This window comes from Parabacteroides sp. APC149_11_2_Y6, assembly GCF_054506995.1.
Window position 1 is genome coordinate 2,430,002 of record NZ_CP173709.1, and the last position, 26,354, is coordinate 2,456,355.

At 43.5% G+C, this 26,354-nt stretch carries 20 protein-coding genes; 14 read left to right on the plus strand and 6 right to left on the minus strand.

Annotation, left to right across the window (positions count from 1 at the left end; translation table 11 throughout):
• Positions 1 to 28: 28 nt before the first annotated feature.
• Positions 29 to 919, minus strand: coding sequence for a hypothetical protein (locus ACGE0T_RS09860; RefSeq protein ID WP_459190291.1), 891 nt, complete (start codon positions 917 to 919; stop codon positions 29 to 31).
• Positions 920 to 1,663: 744 nt separating this feature from the next.
• On the opposite strand from ACGE0T_RS09860, the gene ACGE0T_RS09865 reads away from it, so the two are divergent.
• From ACGE0T_RS09865 to ACGE0T_RS09910, 10 genes are all read left to right on the plus strand, one after another.
• Positions 1,664 to 3,004, plus strand: coding sequence for a sigma-54-dependent transcriptional regulator (locus tag ACGE0T_RS09865; protein ID WP_459190292.1), 1,341 nt, complete (start codon positions 1,664 to 1,666; stop codon positions 3,002 to 3,004).
• Between the two features lie 307 nt (positions 3,005 to 3,311).
• Positions 3,312 to 3,392: a K(+)-transporting ATPase subunit F gene (gene kdpF / locus ACGE0T_RS09870; RefSeq protein WP_459190452.1), complete on the plus strand. Its 81-nt coding sequence runs from the start codon at positions 3,312 to 3,314 to the stop codon at positions 3,390 to 3,392.
• 14 nt (positions 3,393 to 3,406) lie between these two features.
• Positions 3,407 to 5,113, plus strand: coding sequence for a potassium-transporting ATPase subunit KdpA (gene kdpA / locus ACGE0T_RS09875; RefSeq protein ID WP_459190293.1), 1,707 nt, complete (start codon positions 3,407 to 3,409; stop codon positions 5,111 to 5,113).
• 48 nt (positions 5,114 to 5,161) lie between these two features.
• Positions 5,162 to 7,195 carry a potassium-transporting ATPase subunit KdpB gene (kdpB, locus tag ACGE0T_RS09880; RefSeq protein ID WP_459190294.1) on the plus strand — a complete coding sequence of 678 codons (2,034 nt, stop codon included), beginning with the start codon at positions 5,162 to 5,164 and terminating at the stop codon, positions 7,193 to 7,195.
• Between the two features lie 12 nt (positions 7,196 to 7,207).
• A complete protein-coding gene (locus ACGE0T_RS09885; RefSeq protein ID WP_459190295.1) occupies positions 7,208 to 7,777 on the plus strand; it encodes a K(+)-transporting ATPase subunit C in 570 nt (189 codons plus the stop codon).
• Between the two features lie 33 nt (positions 7,778 to 7,810).
• Positions 7,811 to 8,524: a TorF family putative porin gene (locus ACGE0T_RS09890; RefSeq protein ID WP_459190296.1), complete on the plus strand. Its 714-nt coding sequence runs from the start codon at positions 7,811 to 7,813 to the stop codon at positions 8,522 to 8,524.
• A gap of 27 nt (positions 8,525 to 8,551) precedes the next feature.
• Positions 8,552 to 10,804, plus strand: a complete 2,253-nt coding sequence (locus ACGE0T_RS09895; RefSeq protein WP_459190297.1) for a bifunctional alpha,alpha-trehalose-phosphate synthase (UDP-forming)/trehalose-phosphatase — start codon at positions 8,552 to 8,554, stop codon at positions 10,802 to 10,804.
• Between the two features lie 16 nt (positions 10,805 to 10,820).
• On the plus strand, positions 10,821 to 12,605 hold the full coding sequence (locus ACGE0T_RS09900; RefSeq protein WP_459190298.1) for a glycoside hydrolase family 15 protein: 1,785 nt from the start codon (positions 10,821 to 10,823) through the stop codon (positions 12,603 to 12,605).
• Between the two features lie 34 nt (positions 12,606 to 12,639).
• On the plus strand, positions 12,640 to 13,764 hold the full coding sequence (locus ACGE0T_RS09905) for a sensor protein KdpD (RefSeq protein ID WP_459190299.1): 1,125 nt from the start codon (positions 12,640 to 12,642) through the stop codon (positions 13,762 to 13,764).
• A gap of 14 nt (positions 13,765 to 13,778) precedes the next feature.
• Positions 13,779 to 15,227, plus strand: a complete 1,449-nt coding sequence (locus ACGE0T_RS09910) for a HAMP domain-containing sensor histidine kinase (protein ID WP_459190300.1) — start codon at positions 13,779 to 13,781, stop codon at positions 15,225 to 15,227.
• 98 nt (positions 15,228 to 15,325) lie between these two features.
• Here ACGE0T_RS09910 and ACGE0T_RS09915 read toward each other — a convergent pair whose 3' ends face one another.
• Entirely contained in the window at positions 15,326 to 17,635 is a 2,310-nt protein-coding gene (locus tag ACGE0T_RS09915; protein WP_459190301.1) for a PAS domain-containing sensor histidine kinase, read from the minus strand.
• Positions 17,636 to 17,862: 227 nt separating this feature from the next.
• On the opposite strand from ACGE0T_RS09915, the gene ACGE0T_RS09920 reads away from it, so the two are divergent.
• The 4 genes from ACGE0T_RS09920 (at position 17,863) to ACGE0T_RS09935 (ending at position 23,356) form a co-directional block, all read left to right on the plus strand.
• Positions 17,863 to 19,236, plus strand: coding sequence for an aminopeptidase P family protein (locus ACGE0T_RS09920; RefSeq protein ID WP_459190302.1), 1,374 nt, complete (start codon positions 17,863 to 17,865; stop codon positions 19,234 to 19,236).
• 252 nt (positions 19,237 to 19,488) lie between these two features.
• A complete protein-coding gene (locus tag ACGE0T_RS09925; protein ID WP_459190303.1) occupies positions 19,489 to 20,436 on the plus strand; it encodes a fimbrillin family protein in 948 nt (315 codons plus the stop codon).
• Between the two features lie 86 nt (positions 20,437 to 20,522).
• Positions 20,523 to 21,938: a 23S rRNA (uracil(1939)-C(5))-methyltransferase RlmD gene (gene rlmD, locus ACGE0T_RS09930; protein WP_459190304.1), complete on the plus strand. Its 1,416-nt coding sequence runs from the start codon at positions 20,523 to 20,525 to the stop codon at positions 21,936 to 21,938.
• 11 nt (positions 21,939 to 21,949) lie between these two features.
• On the plus strand, positions 21,950 to 23,356 hold the full coding sequence (locus ACGE0T_RS09935; RefSeq protein WP_459190305.1) for an MltF family protein: 1,407 nt from the start codon (positions 21,950 to 21,952) through the stop codon (positions 23,354 to 23,356).
• A 4-nt stretch (positions 23,357 to 23,360) separates the two neighbouring features.
• Here the strand turns inward: ACGE0T_RS09935 and ACGE0T_RS09940 are convergent, their stop codons facing one another.
• From ACGE0T_RS09940 to ACGE0T_RS09955, 4 genes are read right to left on the minus strand one after another with little or no spacing between them, the layout of a single operon-like run.
• The gene (locus tag ACGE0T_RS09940; protein ID WP_459190306.1) at positions 23,361 to 23,888 is read right to left on the minus strand and encodes an ATP-binding protein; all 528 of its coding nucleotides are present in this window, start codon (positions 23,886 to 23,888) and stop codon (positions 23,361 to 23,363) included.
• A 22-nt stretch (positions 23,889 to 23,910) separates the two neighbouring features.
• A complete protein-coding gene (locus ACGE0T_RS09945; RefSeq protein ID WP_459190307.1) occupies positions 23,911 to 24,651 on the minus strand; it encodes a PHP domain-containing protein in 741 nt (246 codons plus the stop codon).
• On the minus strand, positions 24,648 to 24,986 hold the full coding sequence (locus ACGE0T_RS09950; RefSeq protein WP_459190308.1) for a DRTGG domain-containing protein: 339 nt from the start codon (positions 24,984 to 24,986) through the stop codon (positions 24,648 to 24,650). Before ACGE0T_RS09950 ends, ACGE0T_RS09945 begins: the two co-directional genes overlap by 4 nt.
• Positions 24,973 to 26,352 carry a [Fe-Fe] hydrogenase large subunit C-terminal domain-containing protein gene (locus ACGE0T_RS09955; protein ID WP_459190309.1) on the minus strand — a complete coding sequence of 460 codons (1,380 nt, stop codon included), beginning with the start codon at positions 26,350 to 26,352 and terminating at the stop codon, positions 24,973 to 24,975. The genes ACGE0T_RS09950 and ACGE0T_RS09955 overlap by 14 nt, the downstream gene beginning before the upstream one ends.
• Between the last annotated feature and the right edge of the window lie 2 nt (positions 26,353 to 26,354).

Below are 26,354 nucleotides of genomic sequence, written 5' to 3' on the forward strand. Positions count from 1 at the left end.
GATATTTATCCGCTTGTCATCTGCAATGTTACATAATATCTCCAAATAATTCATTGAGCCGTTCCTCATTTATAGGATTACTTCCCCGCCATCCGGAAAGCGGTAAGATTATATCAGACCTGAAATTGGTCGTAGCTTTATCACTCATATAACATCTTTCTTCAAACGGTGTAAAGCCTTCAAATAGAGGCTTTATATATGGATTTGGCATGATACCAAGTTCTGCAAGTGCCATAAGTTGACCTCGAAAACGATATTTTTCATAACCGGGAACAATCTTTGCCGCTCTTATTCTTTGTTCCAACTTACCAGGTGTTTCTTCTGCTGGAGCATTACGAATGTAATCAATAAGAGTACGAAAAACCGTAATGTCATTTTCAGTCGGTTCGCATAGTGGCAATTTGGAAAATTCTTCCAAGTCTATTACATAAGCGTCCCAACCTTCATTCCACGCATAGCCATAATATAACCTGAAGATTTCTTCTCCACGTTGCAACCAGTTATTTACCTTAATTGAGCAAATCGGACAGCACCCATCTCCAACAAAATTGTGGATAGGAACGGCTCTTGCAAACAAATAACTTAGAATCGGCTGTCTGCCCCTTGGGAAACTCCCAAATCCACAAACAAAGGTAGACAAACAGCTTCTTAGGCTTATATTTTCGTTCTGCAAAACGAACTTGTATTTTTCAATACATTGGTTGTGTGTTAAATGAACGACCTCATTTACAGGATAACCAGACTCTATAAGATAAGCATATTCGGCAGGAGTTAAGTTATTTGTCGCATAATGAATTGTCTTTGTATCACAATCAAACTTATCTCCACAATCAATTTCACGGAGATAGCCTTTTTCATCTTTGATGTATTTCTTTTTGAAATACACTTTCTTTAATATTTTGAATAACCTATCATTCATATTTTGTATTTTTATGCAGATAATGTTATGCTAACAGCGGTCATTTAATGCTTCGCTGTTATTTTCTCTAAGTATCTTATTAAATCTCTTCTTCTAAAATATCATCCAACTGACTTCTTATTTCACATCGTAAGAGTCTGTTATATAAACGTACATTTTTGTTGTTCTCATATTTTTTATTAAGTCAGACATGATATTGTATCTTGATTTTTATCATATACATTCTGATAATCCATCAATATCAGTATTATGCCTCTAAAAATACGGTTTTGTCTAATCAGCCACAAAGGAATCTGTTTGTTTTTTCCTCTATTCTATAAAAAACAATCCTTGGCAGTCTATTGCACAATGATCGGTTACATGACTCGTAACTATGAAATATATTACCGTACAGCTATAATAAGGATTAGAGATTGCTCATAAACTTAAATTGAAAGACACCCTATCCGGAAAGAGAGGGAGTCGATACTGATCATGGAATTAATGCAACAAAACCAGGGGTTATGTAACATTAACTGGGGGTTATGTTGCATTAACTGGGGGTTATGCAGTAATAACCCCGGTTAATGTTGCAAAAACCCCTACAAAAGGAAAAGGAAATATAAAAGGAAATACAACTACTCGAAATTCAAAATTTTATGGAAATGAGTGTTTGATGAAAAAAGATAGGAGGTCCTTGATAAATATATACTATTTTTGCAGCCGAATGAATCTCCCATTATGATATTTCTATAGTAAGCGAATATGGACAGTATATTGATTGTAGATGATGAGCCCCAAATACGCAAATTGCTTTCGCGTATCATTGAACTGGAAGGTTATGAAGTTTTCCAGGCGGCAAACTGCCAGTCTGCCCTGAAACAGTTAAAGGAACACCCCCTCCAGGTTGTGTTGTGTGATGTGTTTCTTCCCGACGGAAACGGGGTAAATTTAGTTACCACCATCAAACAATCATATCCGGAGGTAGAAGTCATTTTACTGACAGCACACGGAAATATACCGGATGGTGTCCAGGCGATTAAGAACGGGGCTTTCGACTACATAACCAAAGGAGACGACAATAATAAAATTATACCGCTCCTCAGCCGCGCCATGGAAAAAGCCCGGATGAATATCAAGGAGAAAACAAAAAAGGATGATTCCCCCCAAGCCTATTCCTTTGAGATGATAAAAGGGAAATCGGCAGGCATACAGCAAGTCATTTCGCTGGCGCAAAAAGTGGCAGTCACAGATGTGACCGTCTTACTGACAGGAGAAACCGGAACAGGCAAAGAAGTTTTCGCACAAGCCATCCATCAAGCCAGTAAGCGAAAAAGCCAGGCATTTGTTGCCGTAAACTGCTCCGCTTTCAGCAAAGATTTGCTGGAAAGCGAACTGTTCGGACATAAAGCAGGCTCGTTCACCGGTGCAACCAAAGATAAAAAAGGATTGTTTGAGGTAGCCGACAACGGAACCATCTTCTTAGATGAAATCGGAGAAATGGCATTTGAACTGCAAGCCAAGTTACTGCGTGTGCTCGAGGCCGGAGAATATATAAAAATCGGCGATACCAAGCCTACCAAAGTAAATGTGCGCGTCATATCCGCCACCAACCGGGATTTGAAAAAAGAAATCGAAGCCGGAAACTTCCGCGAAGATTTATACTACCGCCTTTCGGTCTTCCAGATACATATCCCCCCTCTGCGGGAACGGAAAGAAGACATCGAATTGCTGGCGAACTCTTTTATCCGGCAATTTTCCATCAAGTTAGGGAAACAGGTAGAAGGCATGGCTCCCGACTTTTTAGAGGCCTTAAAAGCTGCCGACTGGAAAGGCAATATCCGCGAACTGCGTAATGTAATAGAGCGTAGCCTGATTATTTGCGACCGGCAACTGACCCGCCAAGACCTCCCTATCGATATGCAAAACCAAGCCACAGAACAGGCCTCCTGTAAAAACTACTCCGAGTTCGAGCTTGCCGCTATGGAAAAACACCATATCACCAAAGTCCTCCAATATACAAAGGGTAATAAGACAGAGGCATCCCGTTTATTGAAAATCGGACTTACCACGCTCTACCGTAAAATAGAAGAATACGGTATTTAATCCACTGCCGCCTTTCCATTTTGAAACCCGTACCTTTCCATTTTGAAAAGGTACATACTTTGTTACGCCCCTATCATTTCCTTATATCTCCTTATAATCCAGAATATTACATAAACAAATCCTCTTATGGCACGCATTTGGCATATAACAGTGCAACTAACAAGAGTATTAATCAAAAAAAAGTAATTATGGATTTATTTTCATTCGGTTTTCTGATTTGTATCCTGAGCGGTGCAGCCTGCTTCTGGTTATTTTTTAAATGTATAGACTGGTTCGAGAAAATCTAAAAGTAAAAGGAGAGTCAATTATGTACACAGCATTATTTGTAGTAGGTGTCATTATGTTCATTTATTTAATGTATGTGCTTATCAAACCCGATAAATTCTAAAAAACAGAAAAGTTATGAATACAGAAATTTTAGGTGTTATAGCACAAATTGTCCTGATGGTAACCCTCAGTTATCCGCTGGGGAGATATATCGCAAGAGTTTATAAAGGGGAAAAGACGTGGCTGGATTTTATGAAGCCCGTCGAAAAGGTTATGTTCAAATTAAGTGGTATCGACCCTACCGAAGAGATGAACTGGAAACAATACCTGAGAGCCTTGCTCGTTGTCAACCTCTTCTGGTTCTTCTGGGGTATGGTATTATTGGTAACGCAAGGTATTTTACCGCTTAACCCGGATGGCAACGGGGGACAAACGGCCCATCAGGCATTCAATACCTGTATCAGCTTCATGGTTAACTGTAACTTACAGCACTATAGCGGGGAAAGCGGCCTGACCTATTTCACCCAGTTGTTCGTCATCATGCTGTTCCAGTTCATCACAGCGGCAACAGGTATGGCTGCCATGGCGGGTATCATGAAAGCCCTTGCCGCCAAAACGACCCAAACGATTGGTAACTTCTGGAACTTCCTGGTCCTGAGCTGTACGCGTATCTTATTACCGCTTTCTTTAATCGTTGGTTTTATCCTGATCCTTCAAGGCACGCCTATGGGATTCGACGGTAAAATGGAAGTGACTACGATGGAAGGCGCCAAACAATATGTATCGCAAGGCCCAACGGCCGCCATCGTGCCGATTAAGCAGTTAGGAACAAACGGAGGCGGTTACTTCGGCGTTAACTCATCCCATCCGTTGGAAAACCCGACTTACCTTGCCAATATGGTTGAATGCTGGTCTATCCTGATCCTTCCTATGGCAATGGTCTTTGCATTGGGATTCTATATCAAACGTAAAAAATTAGGTTACAGCATTTACGCCGTCATGCTGGCTGCTTACCTGATAGGGGTAATCATCAATGTCAATCAGGAAATGGGAGGAAATCCGCGCATCGATGCTTTAGGCATCGCCCAGGATGGCGGGGCGATAGAAGGAAAAGAAGTCCGGTTAGGCTCGGCCGCAACTGCCTTATGGAGTGTCACCACCACCGTTACATCCAATGGTTCGGTGAATGGTATGCACGACTCTACCATGCCGTTATCCGGAATGATCGAAATGCTGAACATGCAAATCAACACCTGGTTCGGAGGTGTAGGCGTAGGATGGATGAATTACTTTACCTTTATTATTATCGCTGTATTTATCAGCGGTTTGATGGTTGGACGTACACCGGAATTTTTAGGAAAAAAAGTGGAAGCGCGGGAAATGAAGATTGCTTCTATCGTTGCATTGCTCCATCCTTTTATCATTCTGGTAGGCACAGCCTTGGCTGCCTATCTGTTCGTCCATGCTCCCGGTTTCGTAGCCAACGAAGGCGGCTGGTTGAATAACCCCGGTTTCCACGGGCTGAGTGAAATGCTTTATGAATATACTTCCTGCGCAGCCAACAACGGTTCCGGTTTTGAAGGATTGGGCGATAACACCTGGTTCTGGAACTACTCCTGCGGCCTTGTACTGATATTCGGACGTTTCATTCCGATTGTCGGACAGGTTGCCATCGCCGGATTGCTGGCCAATAAGAAATTCATCCCGGAAAGTGCCGGTACATTGAAGACCGATACTGCCACCTTCGGTATCATGACGTTCGTCGTTATCTTTATCGTTGCAGCATTATCTTTCTTCCCGGTACATGCGCTAAGCACAATTGCCGAACACTTATCATTATAAGTACATATAAATCAAGAATAAAAGAATATAAGCAAATTATTCAGCAGTATGAAAGATAATAAACCCGCTTCTTTATTTCAAAAGGAGCAAGTGATAGAAAGTATCAAACAATCATTCGTAAAACTGGACCCGCGGGTAATGATAAAGAACCCGATCATGTTCACGGTTGAGGTTTGTACCGTTATTATGTTATTGGTAACGATTTATTCGCTCTTCAATACTACACAAGGTTCATTCGTTTACAATGTATGGGTATTTGTCATCCTGTTCATCACCCTGTTGTTTGCCAACTTTGCAGAGGCAATAGCAGAAGCACGGGGCAAGGCGCAGGCAGACAGCTTGAGAAAAACCCGCGAAGAAACGCCAGCCAAACTGGTTGTGAACGGAACGATAAAAAACATCAGCAGTTCCCAATTGAAGAAAGGAGACCTCTTTGTTTGTGAAGCCGGAGACGTAATACCTGCCGACGGAGAAATCATAGAAGGCCTGGCATCCATCGACGAAAGTGCCATCACCGGCGAGTCCGCTCCCGTCATCCGCGAAGCCGGTGGAGACAAAAGTTCTGTAACCGGAGGTACCAAGATTCTGTCCGACAAGATTAAAGTGCTGGTCACCACCCAACAGGGAGAGAGTTTCCTCGATAAAATGATTGCATTGGTAGAAGGCGCTTCCCGGCAGAAAACCCCGAATGAAATCGCATTAACGATTCTGTTGGCAGCATTCACACTGGTTTTCGTAATTGTTTGTATCACCCTGAAACCTTTTGCCGATTATACCGGAACAGTTATCACAATCGCTTCGTTTCTTTCCTTGTTCGTATGCCTGATACCTACGACGATCGGCGGCCTGCTTTCGGCTATCGGTATTGCCGGAATGGACCGTGCATTGCGTGCCAATGTAATAACCAAATCGGGTAAGGCGGTCGAAACTGCCGGCGACATCGATACCCTTTTGCTGGACAAAACCGGTACGATTACTATCGGTAACCGGAAAGCGACCAAGTTTTACCCCGCCCAGGGAGTGGATGAACATGCTTTTATTGAAGCCTGCCTCCTCTCCTCCGTCTCCGATGATACTCCCGAAGGAAAATCGATTATCGAATTGGGACGGGAATCTGGCATACGTATGCGCCATTTGAACACGGAAGGGGCTCATATGATTAAGTTTTCAGCCGAGACCAAATGCTCCGGTATCAACTTAAAGGACGGAACGGAAATACGCAAAGGTGCATTCGACGCTATCCGGAAGATTTCGCAAGCTGCCGGAAAACCATTCCCGAAAGAAACGGAAGACATCATCCGTGCAATCACCGGCAACGGAGGAACTCCTCTGGTCGTCAGTATCAATAAAGAAATCGCCGGAGTGATCGAACTGCAAGACATCATCAAACCGGGTATCCAGGAACGTTTCGAACGCCTGCGTAAAATGGGGGTAAAAACAGTGATGGTAACCGGAGATAACCCGTTGACCGCAAAATATATCGCTGAGAAAGCCGGTGTCGACGATTTTATAGCCGAAGCCAAACCGGAAGATAAAATGGAATATATCAGGAAAGAGCAAGCCTCCGGAAAACTGGTTGCCATGATGGGCGACGGAACCAATGACGCCCCTGCCCTCGCCCAGGCGAATGTCGGTGTAGCCATGAATAGCGGTACACAGGCAGCCAAAGAAGCCGGCAATATGGTTGACCTCGACAACGACCCGACCAAACTGATTGAAATCGTGGAAATCGGTAAGCAGTTGTTGATGACACGCGGTACGCTGACTACCTTTTCCATAGCAAATGACGTAGCTAAATATTTCGCGATCGTACCGGCCTTATTCATGCTTTCCATTCCGGAACTTGCCGCCCTGAATATTATGGGACTTCACAGTCCGGAAAGCGCCATACTGTCGGCCGTGATATTCAATGCCATCATTATCCCGATCCTTATCCCATTGGCTCTGAAAGGAGTCCAGTACAAGCCCATCGGCGCATCAGCCCTGCTTCGCCGTAACTTATTGATTTATGGTTTAGGCGGTGTGATAGCCCCGTTCGCAGGGATTAAATTAATCGATTTAGTAGTAGGTTTATTCTTTTAATCAGTAGCAAAGATGAAAAATTTTATAAAATCATTCAGACTCACAATCGTATTCTGTGGTTTCTTTTCCCTCTTCTATATTCTGGTACTTTGGATATTCGCCCAGTTTGCCGGTCCTAATGCCGGCAATGCGGAAGTCGCCTTGTTGAACGGCAAAGTAGTCGGTGCAGCCAATGTTGGACAATCTTTTACCCAAGATATTTATTTCTGGGGACGCCCCTCTTGTGCTGGCGACGGTTATGATGCAACCAGTTCCGCCGGTAGCAACAAAGGACCGACGAACGAAGAATACCTTGCCGAAGTAGCCGCCCGTATCGATACATTCCTGCTCCATCACCCTTACTTAAGTAAAAATGAGGTTCCCGCAGAAATGGTGACAGCCAGCGGTTCAGGGTTGGACCCCGACATCACGCCTGCCAGCGCCTATGTACAGGTTAAGCGTATTGCAACAGCCAGGAACATGAGTGAAGAAGCAGTAAAGGCTATCGTAGACCAAACAATCGAGAAACCGTTTTTAGGAATATTAGGTACGGAAAAAGTAAATGTACTGAAACTGAATATCGCATTGGAAGAAACAAAGTAATTATCAAACAACTCAAATAAAAAACAATACAATATGAAAAGTAAATGGATAAGAGTGTTCTTACTCTTTATGCTACCGCTTATGTTGCCGGGAATGATTCATGCACAAAAATTCGGTGTAACAGGAAAAGTAGATTTTGTAAGCGACTATATCTGGCGTGGAGCCTACCAAAATTCCGGCTTCTCCGTACAACCCACGTTGGGACTGTCGTACGGGGGATTCTCCCTGGGCGCCTGGGGCAGCCAGAGCCTGACTAAAATAGACGGAGCGCAGGAATTCGATATCAACCTGAACTATACATACCGGAATTTCAGTATTACCGTTACCGATTATTGGTGGAACGGCATCTCCAATCCGTATGGAGATTATAAAAACGACCACCATTTCGAAGGCGCTTTGTCCTATTATTTCGGCGACAAGTTTCCTTTGACACTCGGTTGGGCTACCATGTTTGCCGGAGGAGATGCGAACGATGAAGGGAACCGCGCTTTTTCCACCTATATAAGCGCTTCTTACAATTTTGCCTGTCCGGCAGACATCACATTGACACCTTCCATCGGTTTCACCCCGTGGAAAGGCATGTACTATGCAAATAAAGCCGCCTTTACCGACATCGCCCTGAAGGCAAGTAAAGACATTCGTATTACCAACCGTTTCTCCATCCCCCTGTTTATACAAGCCATTGTCGCTCCGGTATTTGATAAAACCTATCTGGTGGCGGGCTTTAGCTTAGGCTTCCAAAGCTGACAAGCGGAGAAACATATCTGTTCATACATGAAACTCTATATCATATCAAACCGGTTACCGGTAAAAGCCACTCCACAGGGTAAGTCTTTCCTTTTTTCACGCAGTGAAGGAGGATTGACTACCGGATTAAACTCACTACAGACCGATTGTGAAAAGCATTGGATCGGATGGCCCGGACTTTGTGTGGACAAAGACGAAGACAAGCAGGAAATAAGCAGGCAGTTGGAAGGGATGAACTTCCACCCTGTCTTCCTGTCCGACGAACAATACAAGAATTATTACGAGGGCTATAGCAACAGCACGATATGGCCGCTTTGCCACTATTTCTTTGCCTATACCCTGTATAAAAAAGATTTCTGGGCCGCTTACCAAGAGGTCAATGCTTTATTTTGCCAGGAGATTTGCCAACTGGTATCGGACGACGATTGGGTCTGGATACAAGACTATCAGTTGATGTTGCTTCCCAAAATGCTCCGCCGTGAGCATCCCGGGTTGCACATCGGCTATTTTCATCATATCCCGTTTCCTTCCTATGAACTGTTTCGCATACTGCCCGAACGGGCCGAAATACTGAAAGGCTTAATGGGAGCCGATTTCATAGCTTTCCATACCCACGATTATATGCGCCACTTTATCAATACGGCGGAACGTGTACTGCATCTGAATTTTAACCTGGATGAAGTGCTGACGGAAAACCGTATCGTAAGAGTAGACACCTTGCCTATGGGCATCAATTACGAACTCTACCATCATGTATCCTACCGAAACGAAGTAGCCAAAGAGATAGAACGGACCCGTATTCTATTCGGCAAACATAAAATGATTCTCTCCGTCGACCGGCTGGACTATAGCAAAGGTATTTTACACCGTTTGTCCGGATTCGCCTCCTTCCTTAAACATCATCCGGAATACCACGGAAAAGTGACCCTTGCCATGGTGATTGTCCCTTCCCGCGACCATGTAGACAGTTATGCCGGACTCAAAACCAAAATAGATGAAGAAATCGGAGCCATCAACGGACGTTATTCCACGATAAACTGGACTCCGGTCTGCTATTTTTACCACAGTTTTTCCTTCGAACAATTAGCTGCCATGTATTATGTGGCAGACATAGCGCTCGTAACCCCACTTCGCGACGGGATGAATCTCGTAGCCAAAGAATATGTGGCAACCAAACAAGGCAACCCGGGCGTACTTATATTGAGCGAAATGGCGGGAGCAGCCGTAGAATTAACGGATGCCCTGCTAATCAACCCTAACGACACCGACCAAATAGAACAGGCCATTTGCCGGGCATTGGAAATGCCGTTCGACGAACAGCAAGAACGTATCCGGCGCATGCAAGCTATCATTTCCACACAAACCGTGAATAAATGGGCGTCAGACTTCATAAACGAATGGAAAGAGATAGCATACAAAAACCGTGAACTTTCACAGAAGAAAATATCGAAAGCAATCCTGCAAGAAATAAAAAGCCTTTATTCCAAAGCAAAAAAGCGTCTGATTCTACTGGACTACGATGGCACTTTAGTGGCTTTCAACGACCGCCCCGAACAGGCTGCCCCGACATCCGAACTACAGGACATATTACAAAATCTGGCTTCAATTCCGCAAAACCATGTAGTAATAAACAGCGGACGCGACCATTCTACTTTGGAAAAGTGGCTGGGCAAGCTGCCTGTGTCTTTTGCCGCCGAACACGGCGCTTTTTATAAAGAATACGGCATCTGGCATAAAAACATCCACAAAACGGATTGGAGCCCCGGAATACTGTCCATCATGCAACTATTCGTAAACAAGACACCCCACTCCCATCTTGAAATAAAAGAAACAGCACTTGTCTTCCACTACAGGGAAGCCGATGCATGGCTGGGGGAATTGCGCGCCCGGCAACTGGTAAATGCGTTGATTTCCATTTGCCTGAAACATAATTTGCAGGTTTTGCAGGGAAACAAAGTGATAGAAATCAAATCGCCGGACTATACCAAAGGTTCGGAAGTAAACCGCCTGCTTGCCAATACCAGCTACGATTTTATTCTGGCAATAGGCGACGATACGACAGATGATGATATGTTCCGCGCGCTCCCGGCATCTGCGATAACAATAAAAGTTGGAACCGTATCCGAAAATGCACGGTATAACCTGCCTTTCCAGAAAGATACTCTTCCGTTCCTTCAACAGCTAACAGATAGCGGGAAAGATATAAGTACAGGAAAAGACTATCTGAAAGAGCAACTCACAGCTACATTTTCATACTTAAAGAATTTATTAAGGAAATAATTAAAAACAACTATTTATGAGCAACTTAAACTATGGAGTAATTGGCAATTGCAGTACGGCTGCCCTGATTTCGGAACGGGGAAGTATCGACTGGTTATGTTTTCCAGAATTCGATTCTTCTTCCGTTTTTGCCGCTTTACTCGATACGGAAAAAGGCGGTAGCTTCGGCTTTGAAGTAGCAGGCAACTACCGGATAACACAATCCTATATTCCTCATACCAATATCCTTTCCACCCGCTTCATTTCCGATGAGGGAGCATTTGCCATCATGGATTTTATGCCCTACTATTCCCTGAACGGAAACAATGATTTATACTGCCCGGCAGAAATCTACCGTTACATCAATTGGATAAAAGGGAAGCCCCGGATAAAAGTCAATTACAACCCGGCTCCAGATTATGCACGGGGAAAAACAATCTATAACATTACCCCACAGTATATTGAAACCTATTCATCGTCCAACAATAAAGACCGCCAATACCTCTATGCGTCCCTACCTTTGCAAAAGATCGTCGAGAAAGAAGAAATCGTTCTCGAAAAGGATGAATTTTTCCTGCTTTCATTCAATGAGAAAGTGATACCTATAGACATAGAACGGGAAAAGCTGGAATACTGCCGCACATTGGTGTATTGGCTTAACTGGACGGACAGTACCAAAAAATATACGTTATACAACGACATTATCGAACGCAGCCTTTTGGTTTTAAAACTGATGTCGTACCGGAACGGGGCTGTATTGGCGGCACTTACAACCAGCCTGCCCGAAACCATCGGAGACATACGAAACTGGGATTACCGTTTTTGCTGGCTGCGGGATGCTTCCATGTCCATCGAAACCCTTTTCCGGGTTGGACACGATGGTGCGGCACGACGGTTTATGAAGTTCATCCAATCGACCTTCGTATCCAAGCATGACTACCAGATAATGTATGGCATTCATGGCGAACGCCAACTGACAGAGGTTGTACTGGAACATTTATCCGGCTACAAGAATACCCAACCTGTCCGCATCGGCAACGATGCCTATCACCAGCGGCAGAACGATTCGTTCGGCTACCTGATGGACTTGATTTACCAGTATTACCGCCTGATGCCCGGTACGCTAAACGAAATAGAAGATATGTGGGAGATGGTCAAAAGCATCATCTTCATTGTCAGGGAAAACTGGCGGAAACCGGACAAAGGCATTTGGGAAATCCGTGGAGACGGACAGCATTTCGTTTCTTCCAAAGTGATGTGCTGGGTAGCCATGGACCGCGGAGCGCGTATTGCAACCCTTCTCAATAAATTCAATTACCACGAAAGCTGGCAGGAAGAGGCGGACCGGATTAAAAGGGATATTATAAAAAACGGCTGGAAAGATGAAATCCAAAGTTTTTCGCAAGCATACGGCAATCTCAACCTGGACTCTTCGTTGCTATTAATGGAACCCTACGGTTTTATCGATGCAGATGATATCCGTTACCATAAAACCGTACAGGCGGTAAAAAAGGCGTTGCTCCACAAAGGACTGATGTACCGGTACAACAGTGAAGACGATTTCGGCCTGCCTTCCTCCGCTTTCACCATTTGTACATTCTGGCTTATCCGTGCCTTGTATGTCATCGGGGAACAGGATGAAGCCCGTTGCCTGTTCGACGAAGTGTTGAAATATTCCAACCACTTAGGGTTGTTCAGCGAAGATATCGATTTCGATACGAAAGAACAACTGGGCAATTTTCCCCAGGCATATTCACATCTGGCATTAGTAAACACGGCTATTTTATTCGCCGAGGAAGACAAACAGCTTCAATTCAAATAATAAATATATATTTACCGACGTATTATACAAACACATGAAACAAAAAGATAACGTACAGCATTTTCTTGATTTGATAAAACGCTCCAGGCGGGGTAAATTCAAAATCTACATCGGCATGATAGCCGGTGTAGGGAAAAGTTACCGCATGTTGCAGGAGGCGCACGAAATGCTGGAAAACGGTGTGGATGTCCAAATCGGTTATATCGAAACACATGGGCGTGCAGGGACGGAAGCTCTGCTGCAAGGCTTGCCTGTTATCCCCCGGAAAAATATATTTTACAAAGGGAAAGAAGTTGAAGAGATGGATGTAGACGCCATCCTCCGGATGCATCCGGAATTAGTGATTGTAGACGAACTGGCACACAGCAATATTGAAGGAAGCCGGAACGAAAAACGCTGGCAGGACGTACTGGAATTGCTGGATGCGGGCATAAATGTAATCTCGGCAGTGAATATCCAACATATCGAAAGCCTGAACGAAGAGGTGAAAGATATTGCCGGAATAGAAGTCAAGGAACGCATCCCCGACAGTTTGCTACAGGAGGCAGACGAGGTTGTGAATATCGACCTGACTGCCGAAGAATTGATTACCCGCCTGAAAGCCGGAAAAATTTACCGCCCGGAAAAGATAGAGCTGGCTTTGAACAACTTCTTCAAAACGGACAATATCCTCCAGTTGCGCGAATTGGCGCTGAAGGAAGTGGCTTTCCGGGTAGAAAAGAAAGTGGAGAATGAAGTCGTCACAGGCGATAAAGGGATACGCCACGAGAAATTCCTTGCCTGTATCAGCAGCAATGAACGGACGCCAAGGCATATCATCCGCAAGGCTGCCCGTCTTGCCGCCCGCTACAATACCCAGTTTTGCGCCCTGTATGTACAAACCGACCGCGAAAGCGCGGACCGTATCGACCTTGCTTCGCAACGGCACCTGCTGAACCATTTCAAATTAGTCACCGAACTGGGAGGCGAAGTGATACAAGTGGCCTCATCCGACATTCCGGGCACGATTATCGAAGTCTGCCGTGAAAGGCAAATAACAACCATCTGTATGGGACAGCCGGCATTCAGAATGCCCCTTATGCTGCTAAATATCACGAAATACAGAAAATTCCTGTCTGCTTTGGCACAAATGAATATTGATTTAATTATACTTGCATAAAAAGTGACGGTATTATGAATATAAAAACGAAACTGACATTAGGTATCGGCATACTGGTATCGATGATTGTCTTATTAGTCGTACTGGCTGTAGTAAATTTACAGATTCTAACGGCTACCGAACCGGACAGCCCGGCTGCCGGTCCGGGACTGCAACGGGCTTTATTATGGATTTCCTGTGTAGGAGTAGCCTGCATCTTCATAGGCATCGGAATGTTGTTGCGTCTCCCCGCTTCTATCAACAACCCGATAAAAGAAATAACAAACGGTATCCAGGAGATAGCCAACCATAATTACGAAAAACGGCTGGATTTAGGCTCGAACCAGGAGTTTGCTGAAGTTTCCAAAAACTTTAACCGCATGGCAAAGCGCCTGGCGGACTACCATGCCAGTACGCTGGCGGAAATGATGGCAAGCAAAAAATACATGGAGACTATCATCAACAGCCTCAGCGAACCTATCATCGGATTGAACAACGAGATGGAAATACTTTTCATCAACGATGAAGCATTGAATGTACTGAACCTGAAAAGGGAAGAGGTTATTAAAAAATCGGCTCAGGAGATATCTCTCCGGAATGATTTGCTCCGACGCCTGGTTCGTGAGTTACTTGAAGATACCCCCCGGGAAAAGAAAGAACCGCTTAAGATTTATGCAGATGATAAAGAAAGTTTTTTCCAGGCTAAATACATGACTATCACCCAGCCATCAACCAATGAAGGCGTTATGGAGAAAAAAGGATATGTCATCATGTTAAGAAATATTACCGAGTTCAAAGAACTGGATTCGGCAAAAACGACATTTATCTCCACCATCTCACATGAACTGAAAACACCGATTTCCGCTATCATGATGAGTCTGCAATTATTGGAAGATAAACGTATAGGAGGTTTAAACCCCGAACAGGAAGATTTGACAAACAGCATCAAGGATAATAGTGAACGCCTGCTGAGCATCACCGGAGAACTATTGAACATGACACAGGTTGAATCCGGTAAACTCCAATTGAAACCCAAAATCACGAAACCGATCGAACTGATAGAATATGCCATCAAGGCGAACCGTGTACAAGCCGAGAAATTCAATATTCAAATCGAAGTGGATTATCCCGAAGATAAGATTGGAAAGCTGTTTGTAGACAGTGAGAAGATTGCCTGGGTACTGACAAACCTGCTGTCAAATGCAATCCGCTACTCGCCGGAAAACGGGCATGTCGTTATCGGTGCCCGTCAAACCGACAACGGATATATCGATTTATATGTGCAGGATTTCGGAAAAGGTATCGACCCCCGTTATCACAAAAGCATCTTCGACCATTATTTCCGTGTTCCGGGAACGAAAGTGCAAGGAAGCGGTTTAGGCCTTTCCATTTCACGTGATTTCGTAGAAGCACATAGCGGCACGCTGACCGTAGAAAGTGAATTAGGCAAAGGCAGCACTTTCGTAATGCGTTTGAAAGCATAACCTCCCTGTCTTTTCACTTTTTGGGTTCATAGTTATGATTTTCCCAATTCATAACTATGATTTCAGAAAACCATAACTATGAATCCAAAATTAATCAGTTATAAATTGACTTCACAGGGAAACCATGCCCAGAAAGTAGAACCTACTCCAGCCTCTGAAGAAAAACCGACTTTTCCACCTGCGGCTTCGGCTATCGCCTTGGATATAGCTAAACCAAGTCCCGTTCCCTGCACAAAATCATTGAATTTCTGGAAACGCTCAAATACTTTGCCATGTAATTCTTTAGGAATGCCTATGCCGGAATCCTCCACATAGATTCGTATCCCCTTTCCTTCGATAAGATATCCCATTTTTATATACCCGGAAGAGGTATATTTTACTGCATTGGTAAGAAAGTTCATCCATACCTGTTTCAGGCGGCTTCTGTCCAGAAAAACGCTGCAGTCCTTTACCGGACTGTTCTGTATAAATTTAACATCTGCATTTGCAATTTTCGGCCGGATTGTCAAATATAACTCATTAGCCACTTTGTCAAGATTGAATTTCTCACTTCGCCGTTCAAGGCTGCCGGATTCGATTTTAGAAAGATCCAGAATATCATTAATCAACCGTAACAACAGCTCGTTATTGGACTTGATAATATTCATGTATTCCATCTGCTCCTCCCGGTCGTCACTTTCGGCCAATAATTCGGAGAATCCTATGATTGCATTCAACGGGGTACGTATCTCATGGCTCATATTGGCAAGGAAAGCGGATTTAAGCCGGTCGGAAAGTTCGGCTTTGTCTTTTAGTACCTGCAACTCCTGGATAACTTTTTCCCATTTTGTATTATTAATCGTAATTCCCGTATAACGGGTAATGCGTCCGTCTTTATCGCTTTCTACCTGAATCCCGGTAACCAACAAAGTCTGCCACTCTTCATCCCATCTGGTTTTCGAACGGTATTTAAAATTAAAATCCTTATCGATGCCTTGCAACATATGTCCGAGGCATTTCCGAACCGTATCCATATCATCCGGATGGGCGACGTCCATATAGTCTTGAGGATAAATTGTCTTCTCCGGGTCAAAATCATTTACCGAATCATTGAATGCTTTGAATTGCTGGCTCTTCACATCAAAATCCCAATAGGACATACCGATGGTTTTAAAAGAAAGTTCAATCTTATTATTCCTTTCTTTCAGTTCGCGGTTCAATTGCTGGAGTTTAGGGATATTCTGCCTGAAACCTGTAAAACGTATAATATGCCCGTTTTCGTCTTTTTCGAAAGGGACGCACGTGAAATCACAATATTGCCAGGTTTTATCATATTTAGTCTGCATACGGCAAGTAAAATTGATAGTTTCATCTTTACCCGCCAGCATGGCTTGTATTGCATCTTTGAAAAAGGAACGGTCCTCGGGATAAATAGCATTCAAGTATTCGGAAATCGTTAATAGTTTGCCATCGACATAATTGTTGAGAGGATCATTATATGATTCGAACCGTTGCGTCCAAACATCAAAATCCCAGTGGACAATATTGCTGACTTTCATAGCCAGTTCACGCTTGGTAGCCAAATCTTGTGCTTCCTTGGCGATTTGCATTCTTTCCGTTACATCCAATTCGGTTCCGACAATCTGCAATTTACCTAAATGTTCAGTAGACAGACGCATCCGGCTTTCATAATAGCGATACAGCCCCTCCCGATTGTCATAACAACGTAAAGTGACATGTCCGTATTGAATTTCCTGATTTATCAGTTGCGAAAAGGTTTGTTCCAGCAAAGAACGATCCTGTGGATGCAACCTATCCTTCAGTTCATTCAATGTCATTGAACCTTTCACGATAGGCTCCCCATATAAAGGTTTAAACACCTCCTTATGAATATCATATACCCACGAAGACATATTCGCGGCATCCATCGCCATTTCCAGGTTTTTCTTGCTTTCTTCCGTACGATATTCAACCTCCCTTATAGCAGTCACATCATTTGAAAGCAACATATGACCGATAATCTTCCCGGCTTTATTCCATATGGCAACAATTTTGACTTCATAAATCATCGAATCCTTATTATTGCTTTCATAATAAGCGTCTTTTTTTATTTGGTCAAAATCATATTCAAACTCCAGCGTGATATCATCCCCTTTCAGTATTTTTGCTAAAAGTTCGTCATCCACATAAGGGCTGTTAAAAAGGTTGACTTTATTTAATACGGTATTCCGGTCATCTACACCGTACATCTTCAAAGCATGGTCGTTTATACTACGCAAAACACCCTTTGAATCATAAACCTCAACGCTTATAGGTAAACGAGCATACGTACTCTCCGCAAACAAAATCCGTTCATAGATTAATTCAGATATTTCTTTATCAAAAGAAATGTCGCCTTCCTGCCGAGAAGTGGTTTCATTTTGTTCCATTTATCCCTTGTTTTCTACCCAAATAGATTAATAATATGTATATTACATACACATTCAAAGCCTTTGATTTTTAAACATATCAAAACTTATACAAATGTAAAATAATAAATCAGAATACAAAAATTCAGAATAATAAAACCGGACAATAAGACTATCTTTTGTTTTACTGTTCCATCATTCGTTTTTTATCTCTATCTTTGGCAATAACTAAACAAAAATCTATTATTATGTTCGCAAAAGAAACTTATATGGCCCGCAGGGCTAAATTGAAACAAACCATCGGTTCCGGTTTGCTTCTATTCCTGGGAAACGACGAATCGGGTATGAACTATGCAGACAATACCTATCATTTCCGCCAGGATTCCACTTTCTTGTATTTTTTCGGACTGCCCTATGCCGGCCTGTCCGCCATCATTGATATAGACAACGACCGTGAAATTATCTTTGGCGACGAACTGACTATCGATGCTATCGTTTGGATGGGTACGCAACCTACCTTGAAGGAAAAGAGCGAAGCAGCAGGTATCTCCGAAGTCCGTCCTTTCAAGGAAATCGAAACCTACCTGAAAAATGCACAACAAAAGGGACAAACCATCCATTATTTGCCTACTTACCGTGCAGAACATCAGATTAAATTGCTCGCATGGCTGGGCATCGCTCCGGGTATGGAAAAGCCTTCCGTACCATTCATCATGGGTGTTGTAAACCAACGTAATTATAAAAGTGCGGAAGAAATTGCCGAAATCGAAAAGGCTTGTATCGTTACTGCCGACATGCACCTTGCCGCTATGCGCACGGTACGTCCGGGTATTCGCGAAAGCGATGTAGCGGCAGCCGTTGCCGAAGTGGCTTTTGCTAACAATTACGAACTGTCCTTCCCTATCATTGCTACCATCAACGGCCAGACATTACATAACCATGATCATAGTAATATGATTAAGAGCGGCGATATGCTGTTGTTGGATGCCGGTGCCGAAACGGAAATGGGATATGCGGGAGATATGTCGTCTACCATTCCTGCCGATTCAAGATTTACTCCCCGCCAGAAAGAAATTTATGATATTCAGGTTGCCAGCCACGAAGCCGCTGTAGCAGCCCTCCGTCCAGGTGTACCGTTTGTTGATGTTTATGAATTATCCTGCAAAGTAATTATGGAAGGACTAAAAGGGCTGGGCTTCGTAAAAGGCGATCCGATGGAAGCTGTAAAAGCCGGGGCACACGCCATGTTCATGCCTTGCGGGCTCGGACATATGATGGGCTTGGATGTTCACGATATGGAAAACCTGGGTGAAATGTATGTTGGTTATGGCGGACAACCGAAGAGCACGCAGTTCGGACGTAAATCACTCCGTTTGGGACGTAAACTGGAAACAGGCTTTGTATTAACTATCGAACCGGGCATCTATTTTATCCCCGAATTGATGGATTTATGGAGAAGCCAGAACAAGTTCACCGAATTTATCAATTACGAAAAGCTCTTTACTTACAAAGATTTCGGCGGTATCCGTAATGAAGAAGATTACCTGATCACTGAAAACGGCGCCCGTTTGTTAGGGAAGAAAATACCCATTCGTACAGAAGAAGTGGAAGCCTTAAGATAAACAGAAGGTTATCCGGTGGCTAATAACCTTTATAAGAAACATAGCTATAATTACCTGCGCAGATTGTGTTTACTATCTGCGCAGATCTTTTTTACTACCCGGAACATAGTAAAAACTATGTTCCGGGTAGTTGGCGACAATCTGCACGGGTGGATGAAGATGTGTTAAAACAACCCTCTTAACAACTACTTTTTGAACCAAACTACCCCCTCGAATGTATTAAGTAAACGTATAACTAAAAAGTAGTTTGTCATGAATAATCAGTTACTTAAAGCCGCTAAAACCGTAGTCTGCCTAACAGCCGTCCTTCTTTTTTCAGGCTGTAGCAAAAACACAATTATCCTGGATGCCGGCAGTGATAAAAACAATTCCGGGAACCATTCGGGAAGTACCCTTGTCGCTTTCAATGCTTCCGTTGAAGGAAGAAACCTGTTTACCCGTTCCATGTCTCCCATGATAAAGGGGATACAAAGCCGGATGTTTGCTTATACATCCGAATCTTCCACAAAAAATGCAACTCCTGTAGCAGAAGGTTTATATGTTACCTCATCACCGGGTGTACTGAGCGGTGTGGACGGATATAAAATGTATCTGGATAACGGGCTGTATAATTTCTATGCCGTATCCGATAACTTCTCGCAAATACCTCCCTCATTTAAGAACGGACAATCGGAACCGTTATTTAATGGAATCGATTACCTATGGTGGCATAATACGCAACTGGATGTTACAAGTTCCCAAATCATGATACCGATCACCTACCAACATGCAGCAAGCCAGGTAGTAGTAAGTGTTGCAGCCGGTACGAATATTACGCTGAATAAATTAGTATCCGCCATGATTACTCCACCGGAAGTGGGAGCCAGTATGGAATTGTCTACCGGAATAATTACGCCGGCACATTCAATCGACCCGGTTTCCGACAAGATGGGTATCAACCAGTTTACCTGCCAATACATTATGCTACCTGCCGAAACGACCCACCAAATGCTTCTCACGCTCGAACTGATGGTGGATAATGAAAGTACCTCCCGCACCTATACCGTGGAGATACCTCTACCCGACAGCGCACTAAAAGCCGGAAACTCTTATTTATTCAAAGCTTTAATCAACGAAAATACGATTGATTTTCCCAATGTAAGCATTAAGGAATGGACAGAAGTAGACGAAAAAGGAAATCCGCTTTACCCTGTACAGTAAAAGTTTAGCATCATTTTAGGCAAACCTTTTTTTCTTAGGAGAATTGTCCGTAATTTTGCCGGGCGAATCATATAAAATCAAAGACATTGGCAAGAAATAAGAAGCAGTTGCCTTTACTGGAAAAGGTAACGATAACAGATGTAGCCGCCGAAGGAAAGGCGATTGCGCGGGTGAATGATATGGTAGTATTTGTACCTTATGTGGCTCCCGGTGACGTGGTTGATATCCAGCTAACACGCAAGAAACACAGTTATGCAGAAGGCAAAGCCGTATATTTTCATGAATACTCTCCTAAGAGAGCGGTTCCTTTCTGCGAACATTTCGGTGTATGTGGCGGTTGCAAATGGCAACATCTTCCTTACGAAGAACAAATCGGATATAAACATAAACAGGTAATCGATAACCTGACCCGCATCGGAAAAATCGAGATGGAAGAAATTCTCCCGATTAAAGGTTCCGAACACACGACTTTCTACCGTAACAAACTGGAGTTTACTTTCTCTAATAAGAAGTGGCTGACGGATGAACAGGTTCGTTCCGGCGAACAATTCGATTGTATGAATGGGGTCGGTTTCCATATCCCGGGAATGTTCGACAAGGTGCTCGACATCAATAAATGCTGGTTGCAGAACGATATTTCCAACCGTATCCGTTTATGTATTAAAGAGTATTGCCTGAGTCATGAAGGCTATCCGTTCTTCGACTTGCGCAATCAGGAAGGTTTTATCCGTACCTTAATGATTCGTACGGCTTCTACGGGCGATTTGATGGTGGTTGTTGTTTTCTACGAAGAAGATAAAGAACGCCGCGAAGCGCTCCTTTTACATGTTGCAGAACAATTTCCGGAAATCACATCCCTGCTATATGTAATCAATGGCAAATGCAACGATACGATTACAGACCAGGAAGTTTTGGTATTCCGTGGCAAAGACCATATCATAGAAGAAATGGAAGGCTTAAAATTCAAAGTAGGTCCGAAATCTTTTTACCAGACTAATAGCGAACAGGCATATGTATTATATAAGATAGCCCGCGAGTTTGCCGGACTTACCGGAAACGAGCTGGTTTACGACCTATATACGGGAACAGGCACTATTGCCAATTTCGTTTCCCGCCAGGCAAAAAAGGTAATCGGTATCGAATATGTGCCGGAAGCTATTGAAGATGCTAAAGTAAACTCCTCGCTGAATGGCATAGAGAATACGCTTTTCTATGCAGGTGATATGAAAGATATATTGACTGCCGAGTTTATCAACCAACACGGACGTCCGGATGTTATCATTACAGACCCGCCACGTGCGGGCATGCACGATGATGTAATCAATACGATTCTGTTCGCTGAACCGGAACGTATTGTTTATGTAAGCTGTAACCCGGCTACCCAGGCACGCGATTTAAGTTTATTGAATGCCAAATATGCAGTAAAAAAGGTTCAGCCGGTAGATATGTTCCCTCATACCCATCATGTGGAGAATGTAGTATTACTTCAAAAACGCTCCTAACAAATAGTTTTATGTATAAACATATCTTCCTTCTTTTATTTCCCCTGTTGTTGTCGGGCAGTTGTAACACTACCTCCAAACAGACCGAACAAGAGGAGGAAGATATAGTTGTCACCGACCTTCCGCAACTCAAAGCACAAGGGGAAATAACAGCTGTTACATTATACAGCTCCACTTCCTATTTCCAATACAAAATGCAGCCGATGGGTTACGAGTACGATCTTATCAAAGATTTTGCCCGTTCCCAAGGGCTAAAACTGAATATTAAAGTAGCCGAGAATGCAACCCGACTGGTTGAAATGCTTGAAGCTGGTGATGCAGATGTGGTAGCCTTCCCTATTCCTTTAAACAACAAGCTAAAAGAAAAAGTAATCTATTGCGGACGGGAAGAGCAAGACAGCCAGGTGCTGATACAACGCTCCAATAAAGGGGATACCTTACTTACGGATGTCACCCAATTGTTGGGCAAAGATATATATGTAAAACCCGGAACCAAATACTACGAACGGTTGAAAAACCTGGACGTAGAACTGGGTGGCGGCATACACATCCATGAGATGCCACAAGATACCATTACTTCGGAAGACTTAATCAGTATGGTATCACAAGGTCAAATACCCTATACTATCAGTGACGAAAATATCGCCCGGTTGAATAAAACGTATTTCTGGAATATCAATGTCTCCCTAAAAATAAGCTTCCTGCAACGTTCTTCCTGGGTGGTACGCAATACCAGCCCGGAACTTGCCAAGGCTATTAACGAGTGGGCATCGGACAAAACGGGGAATCATATTTACAAGGCGCTGACCAAACGGTATTTTGAATTGAGCAAGCAACCCTTCTCGGCTGAACTGTCGGAAGTTAAAAACGGGCATATATCCCCATACGACGACCTGTTCCGCAAATACGCAAAGAATATAGGATGGGACTGGCAGCTCCTGGCATCCATTGCCTATCAGGAATCGCGGTTCAATCCGAATGTAGTTTCCTGGGCCGGAGCAGAAGGCCTGATGGGAATTATGCCGAATACAGCCAAAGCTTTAGGAGTTACTCCCCACGAGCTGAAAGAGCCGGATACGGGCATCCGGACCGGAGTGGATTGTTTACGAAAGTTTCGCCAGGGCTTTAATGACATAACCGACCCTGTAGAAAAAATCAAATTCACATTAGCGTCTTATAATGCAGGTATCGGACATATTTATGATGCACAACGGCTTGCGAAAAAGTATGGTAAGAATCCGAATATATGGGATGATAATGTATCCGAATATATCCGCCTCAAAAACGACCCAGAATATTATAATGACCCGGTCTGCAAACACGGTTATCTCCGTGGCTCGGAAACATTCAATTATGTACGGGAAGTGATGGAGCGCTACAAATACTATAAGCAGAAAACCGGGCACAAAAAATCGTAAGCCTCTACTTCCCTATATTTCCGGCTATCATGTCTTTTACCAAAAGCATCACTTTCGGGTGGCTGACAGGAATGCCGTCCATGACTTCTTTTATTGCTTCCGTACTGATTGCAAATGAAACATCATTCGCTTCATAGATAAAACGGATATTCACGTCCGGATTGCCGGTAATAAGCATCGCAATAGTGCCCGGTAAATCTCCCCAGGGCGGACAGTCAATATGGGAAGCTATAAAAACGGCTTCGATATCCGTGCCCTTTCCTACTTCCGATTTAATAGACATGAAACCACCTGTCTGATCCGCATTCTGTTTCAGGAAAGGGAGCCCCAAGCCTACTCTGCGGGTGGTACGGGTGGTATAAAACGGGTCGGTAACATGTGCGACTGTTTCCGCATTCATGCCACAACCGTTATCTGCAATATGCATGGTTATTTTATCCTGCTTCTCTTCTATATAAATAAGTATATCGGAAGCTCCGGCACGAACACTGTTGCCGGTAATATCAGTCAGGTGGAAAGACAGGTTATCCATAATTATCAGTATTATCTTAAACTTAAACCGTATATATCGAATGGCCGCTTTCTCTCCGGAAAGCCATAAGCAGGTTCTCAAAAGAAAGCTTTTCCGTTTGCCAGAAAGAATACCGGCAACCTATCTGTTCCGGATAATGTGCATCGGAAGCAGTATATTGCGTATAATTCCGGAGATATGGATGAACGGACAGTAGTTTCTCATAACGTTCGGGATGGTTAAATTCGATGCCATCCAAAGGTAATGAAGGGTCGATAAAGCCTAATTGCCCTATTAAGCTGAAAGAAGGGCGTTCAACATGGGCGGCTGTAAATATCCCTCCTAACCCTTTTACAGTTACTGCGATCTGGTCGACACTCTGGTCCAATGCGGAAATAAGCAGATAAGGGGCTTCGCCCATAATTTCATTCCGGCTATTTACCCATACCTGGTCGCCAAAGCGTTCCGGGTTATTCAATATTGGAGGCAGATGTTTGTCTATATACGACTGGAAAGCGGACCGTGCTTCATCTGTAGGAAATAAAGCGATGCAATGAGCCTCTTCAAGCGTGGTTACTTCGGCCCCGGCAAAGACTGTTAATCCAGCTTTTGCTCCCAACTTCTGTACTTCAGGACATTGGAGCGTACTGTTATGGTCGGTAATAGCAATCGCATCGAGCCCACGGGCAAGAGCCATTTCTACTATTGCCGAAGGACTCATTTCCAAACTTCCGCAAGGAGAAAGGCAAGTATGAATATGCAGGTCCGCCCGGTAAGAATTCATTTCTGTTGTAAGAGTTGATAGATTTTTCCGGTTGCTTCAAAAGCAGACATATCAGTTCCTAATAGTGCAACACCCTCCGCATTTGCCTTCTGTAAAGTCTCTTCAGCAGGTAAAGCTCCATTTACAATCAGGATACCTGCAACTTCCTTCAGAGTAGCCACTGCTATAATATTAGGATGTGTCTGCATCGTTATCCATATCATCCCTTCTTCGATATGTCCCATCACATCACTTAATAAATCACTAGTATAACCATCCGCTATTTCCACATCCAAAGCAGAATCTCCGCAGAATACTTTCAGATTTAATTTATTTACCAAATCATTGACCTTCATATTTAGCTCCTTTCTTATAACAATCTTTATTTAAGCGGTCTTTACCCCATCTTTTCTCTATCAGGCGGAAAGCATGTTCCTTATCCAGTTTTCCATGTTTTTCCATATTGCGCTGCATGAATACACAATCACTGAATTGTGCCTCGTGCCGAACAATATCTTCAGCCAGGTTCTGACAATTAGGAGCACCACATGCTCCGCAATCGATTCCCGGAAGATAACACATTAATTTCCGCACCTGTTCCATTTTCTTCAAAACTTCTTCAATATTACCATCATAGGGTAACTTCGGATTAGGCTTAAGCGGGGCAATTGCAATATGTTCCTTCAAATAATCCAAAGCTCCTTTTGTTTCCATATCATATATCTGCGGCATCTTTTCCCGTTTCATAGAACGTTTCATAATACGCTCGGAAGTAAGGAAACGGTTTGCCACTGTCAGGATGCCACCGGCACAACTGCGGTCGCAGGCACGGAGTTCAAGAAAATCGACGTTACGTACTTCCGTCGTTGTCTCCATCCGTTCCAGAAACTCAATTACATTATGTATCTCATCGATAGCAAGGCAACGACCGGAAAAATATTTAGCTTCTCCCCCTGTCTGGCTCCACCGCATCTCCTTTTTGGTAAGTGTCGGAGGAAGCTTACATTCGGGGATATAACCTTTCGGACGGTTTTTCAGGATATGGTATACCTTATTATATAATGTATCCATATTAATAACCCCTTTAATAGCCGAATAATATCCTTGTTCGCCTTTCAATGCCGCAATCTTGGCAGCACAGGGCGTTGCATAAAACATACCTATTTCATCCTGGACGTAGCCTTCCTCTTCCAACTGTTTGCGATAATAGGTGGCAGTTGCATTTACCGGAGATTTCACCAATAATATATTATCTACTAAGGCTGGGAAACGAACCTGTATCAACCGGACAATGGCAGGACAAAAGGAACTGATAACAGGGCGGTCTTCCATATTTTCCATCTGCCTCAACATTTCCCGATGAATCATATCCGCAGTAAACTCTACCTGATAGACATGTGTGAAACCTAATTCATACAAAGCACTGAATATTTCTTCTTCGGTAGTATATTTAGAGAATTGTCCGATAAAGACAGATGGTATCAGCACAACCCGGGCTTTATAATCGAATATTTTCTGAAAGTCATCCTGCTCCACATAAATTGCCTCTGTCGGGCATACTTTCATGCATTCGGCACAGTCCACGCACCAGTCTTTACGAATCGTCGCTTTCCCATCGCTAATCCGCACGGCTCCGGTCGGACATTCTTTCATACAATGCGTACAACCAATACAACGTTCGTTGTTTATCTGTAATGCATGGTAAAATTTTGTATTTTCCATAT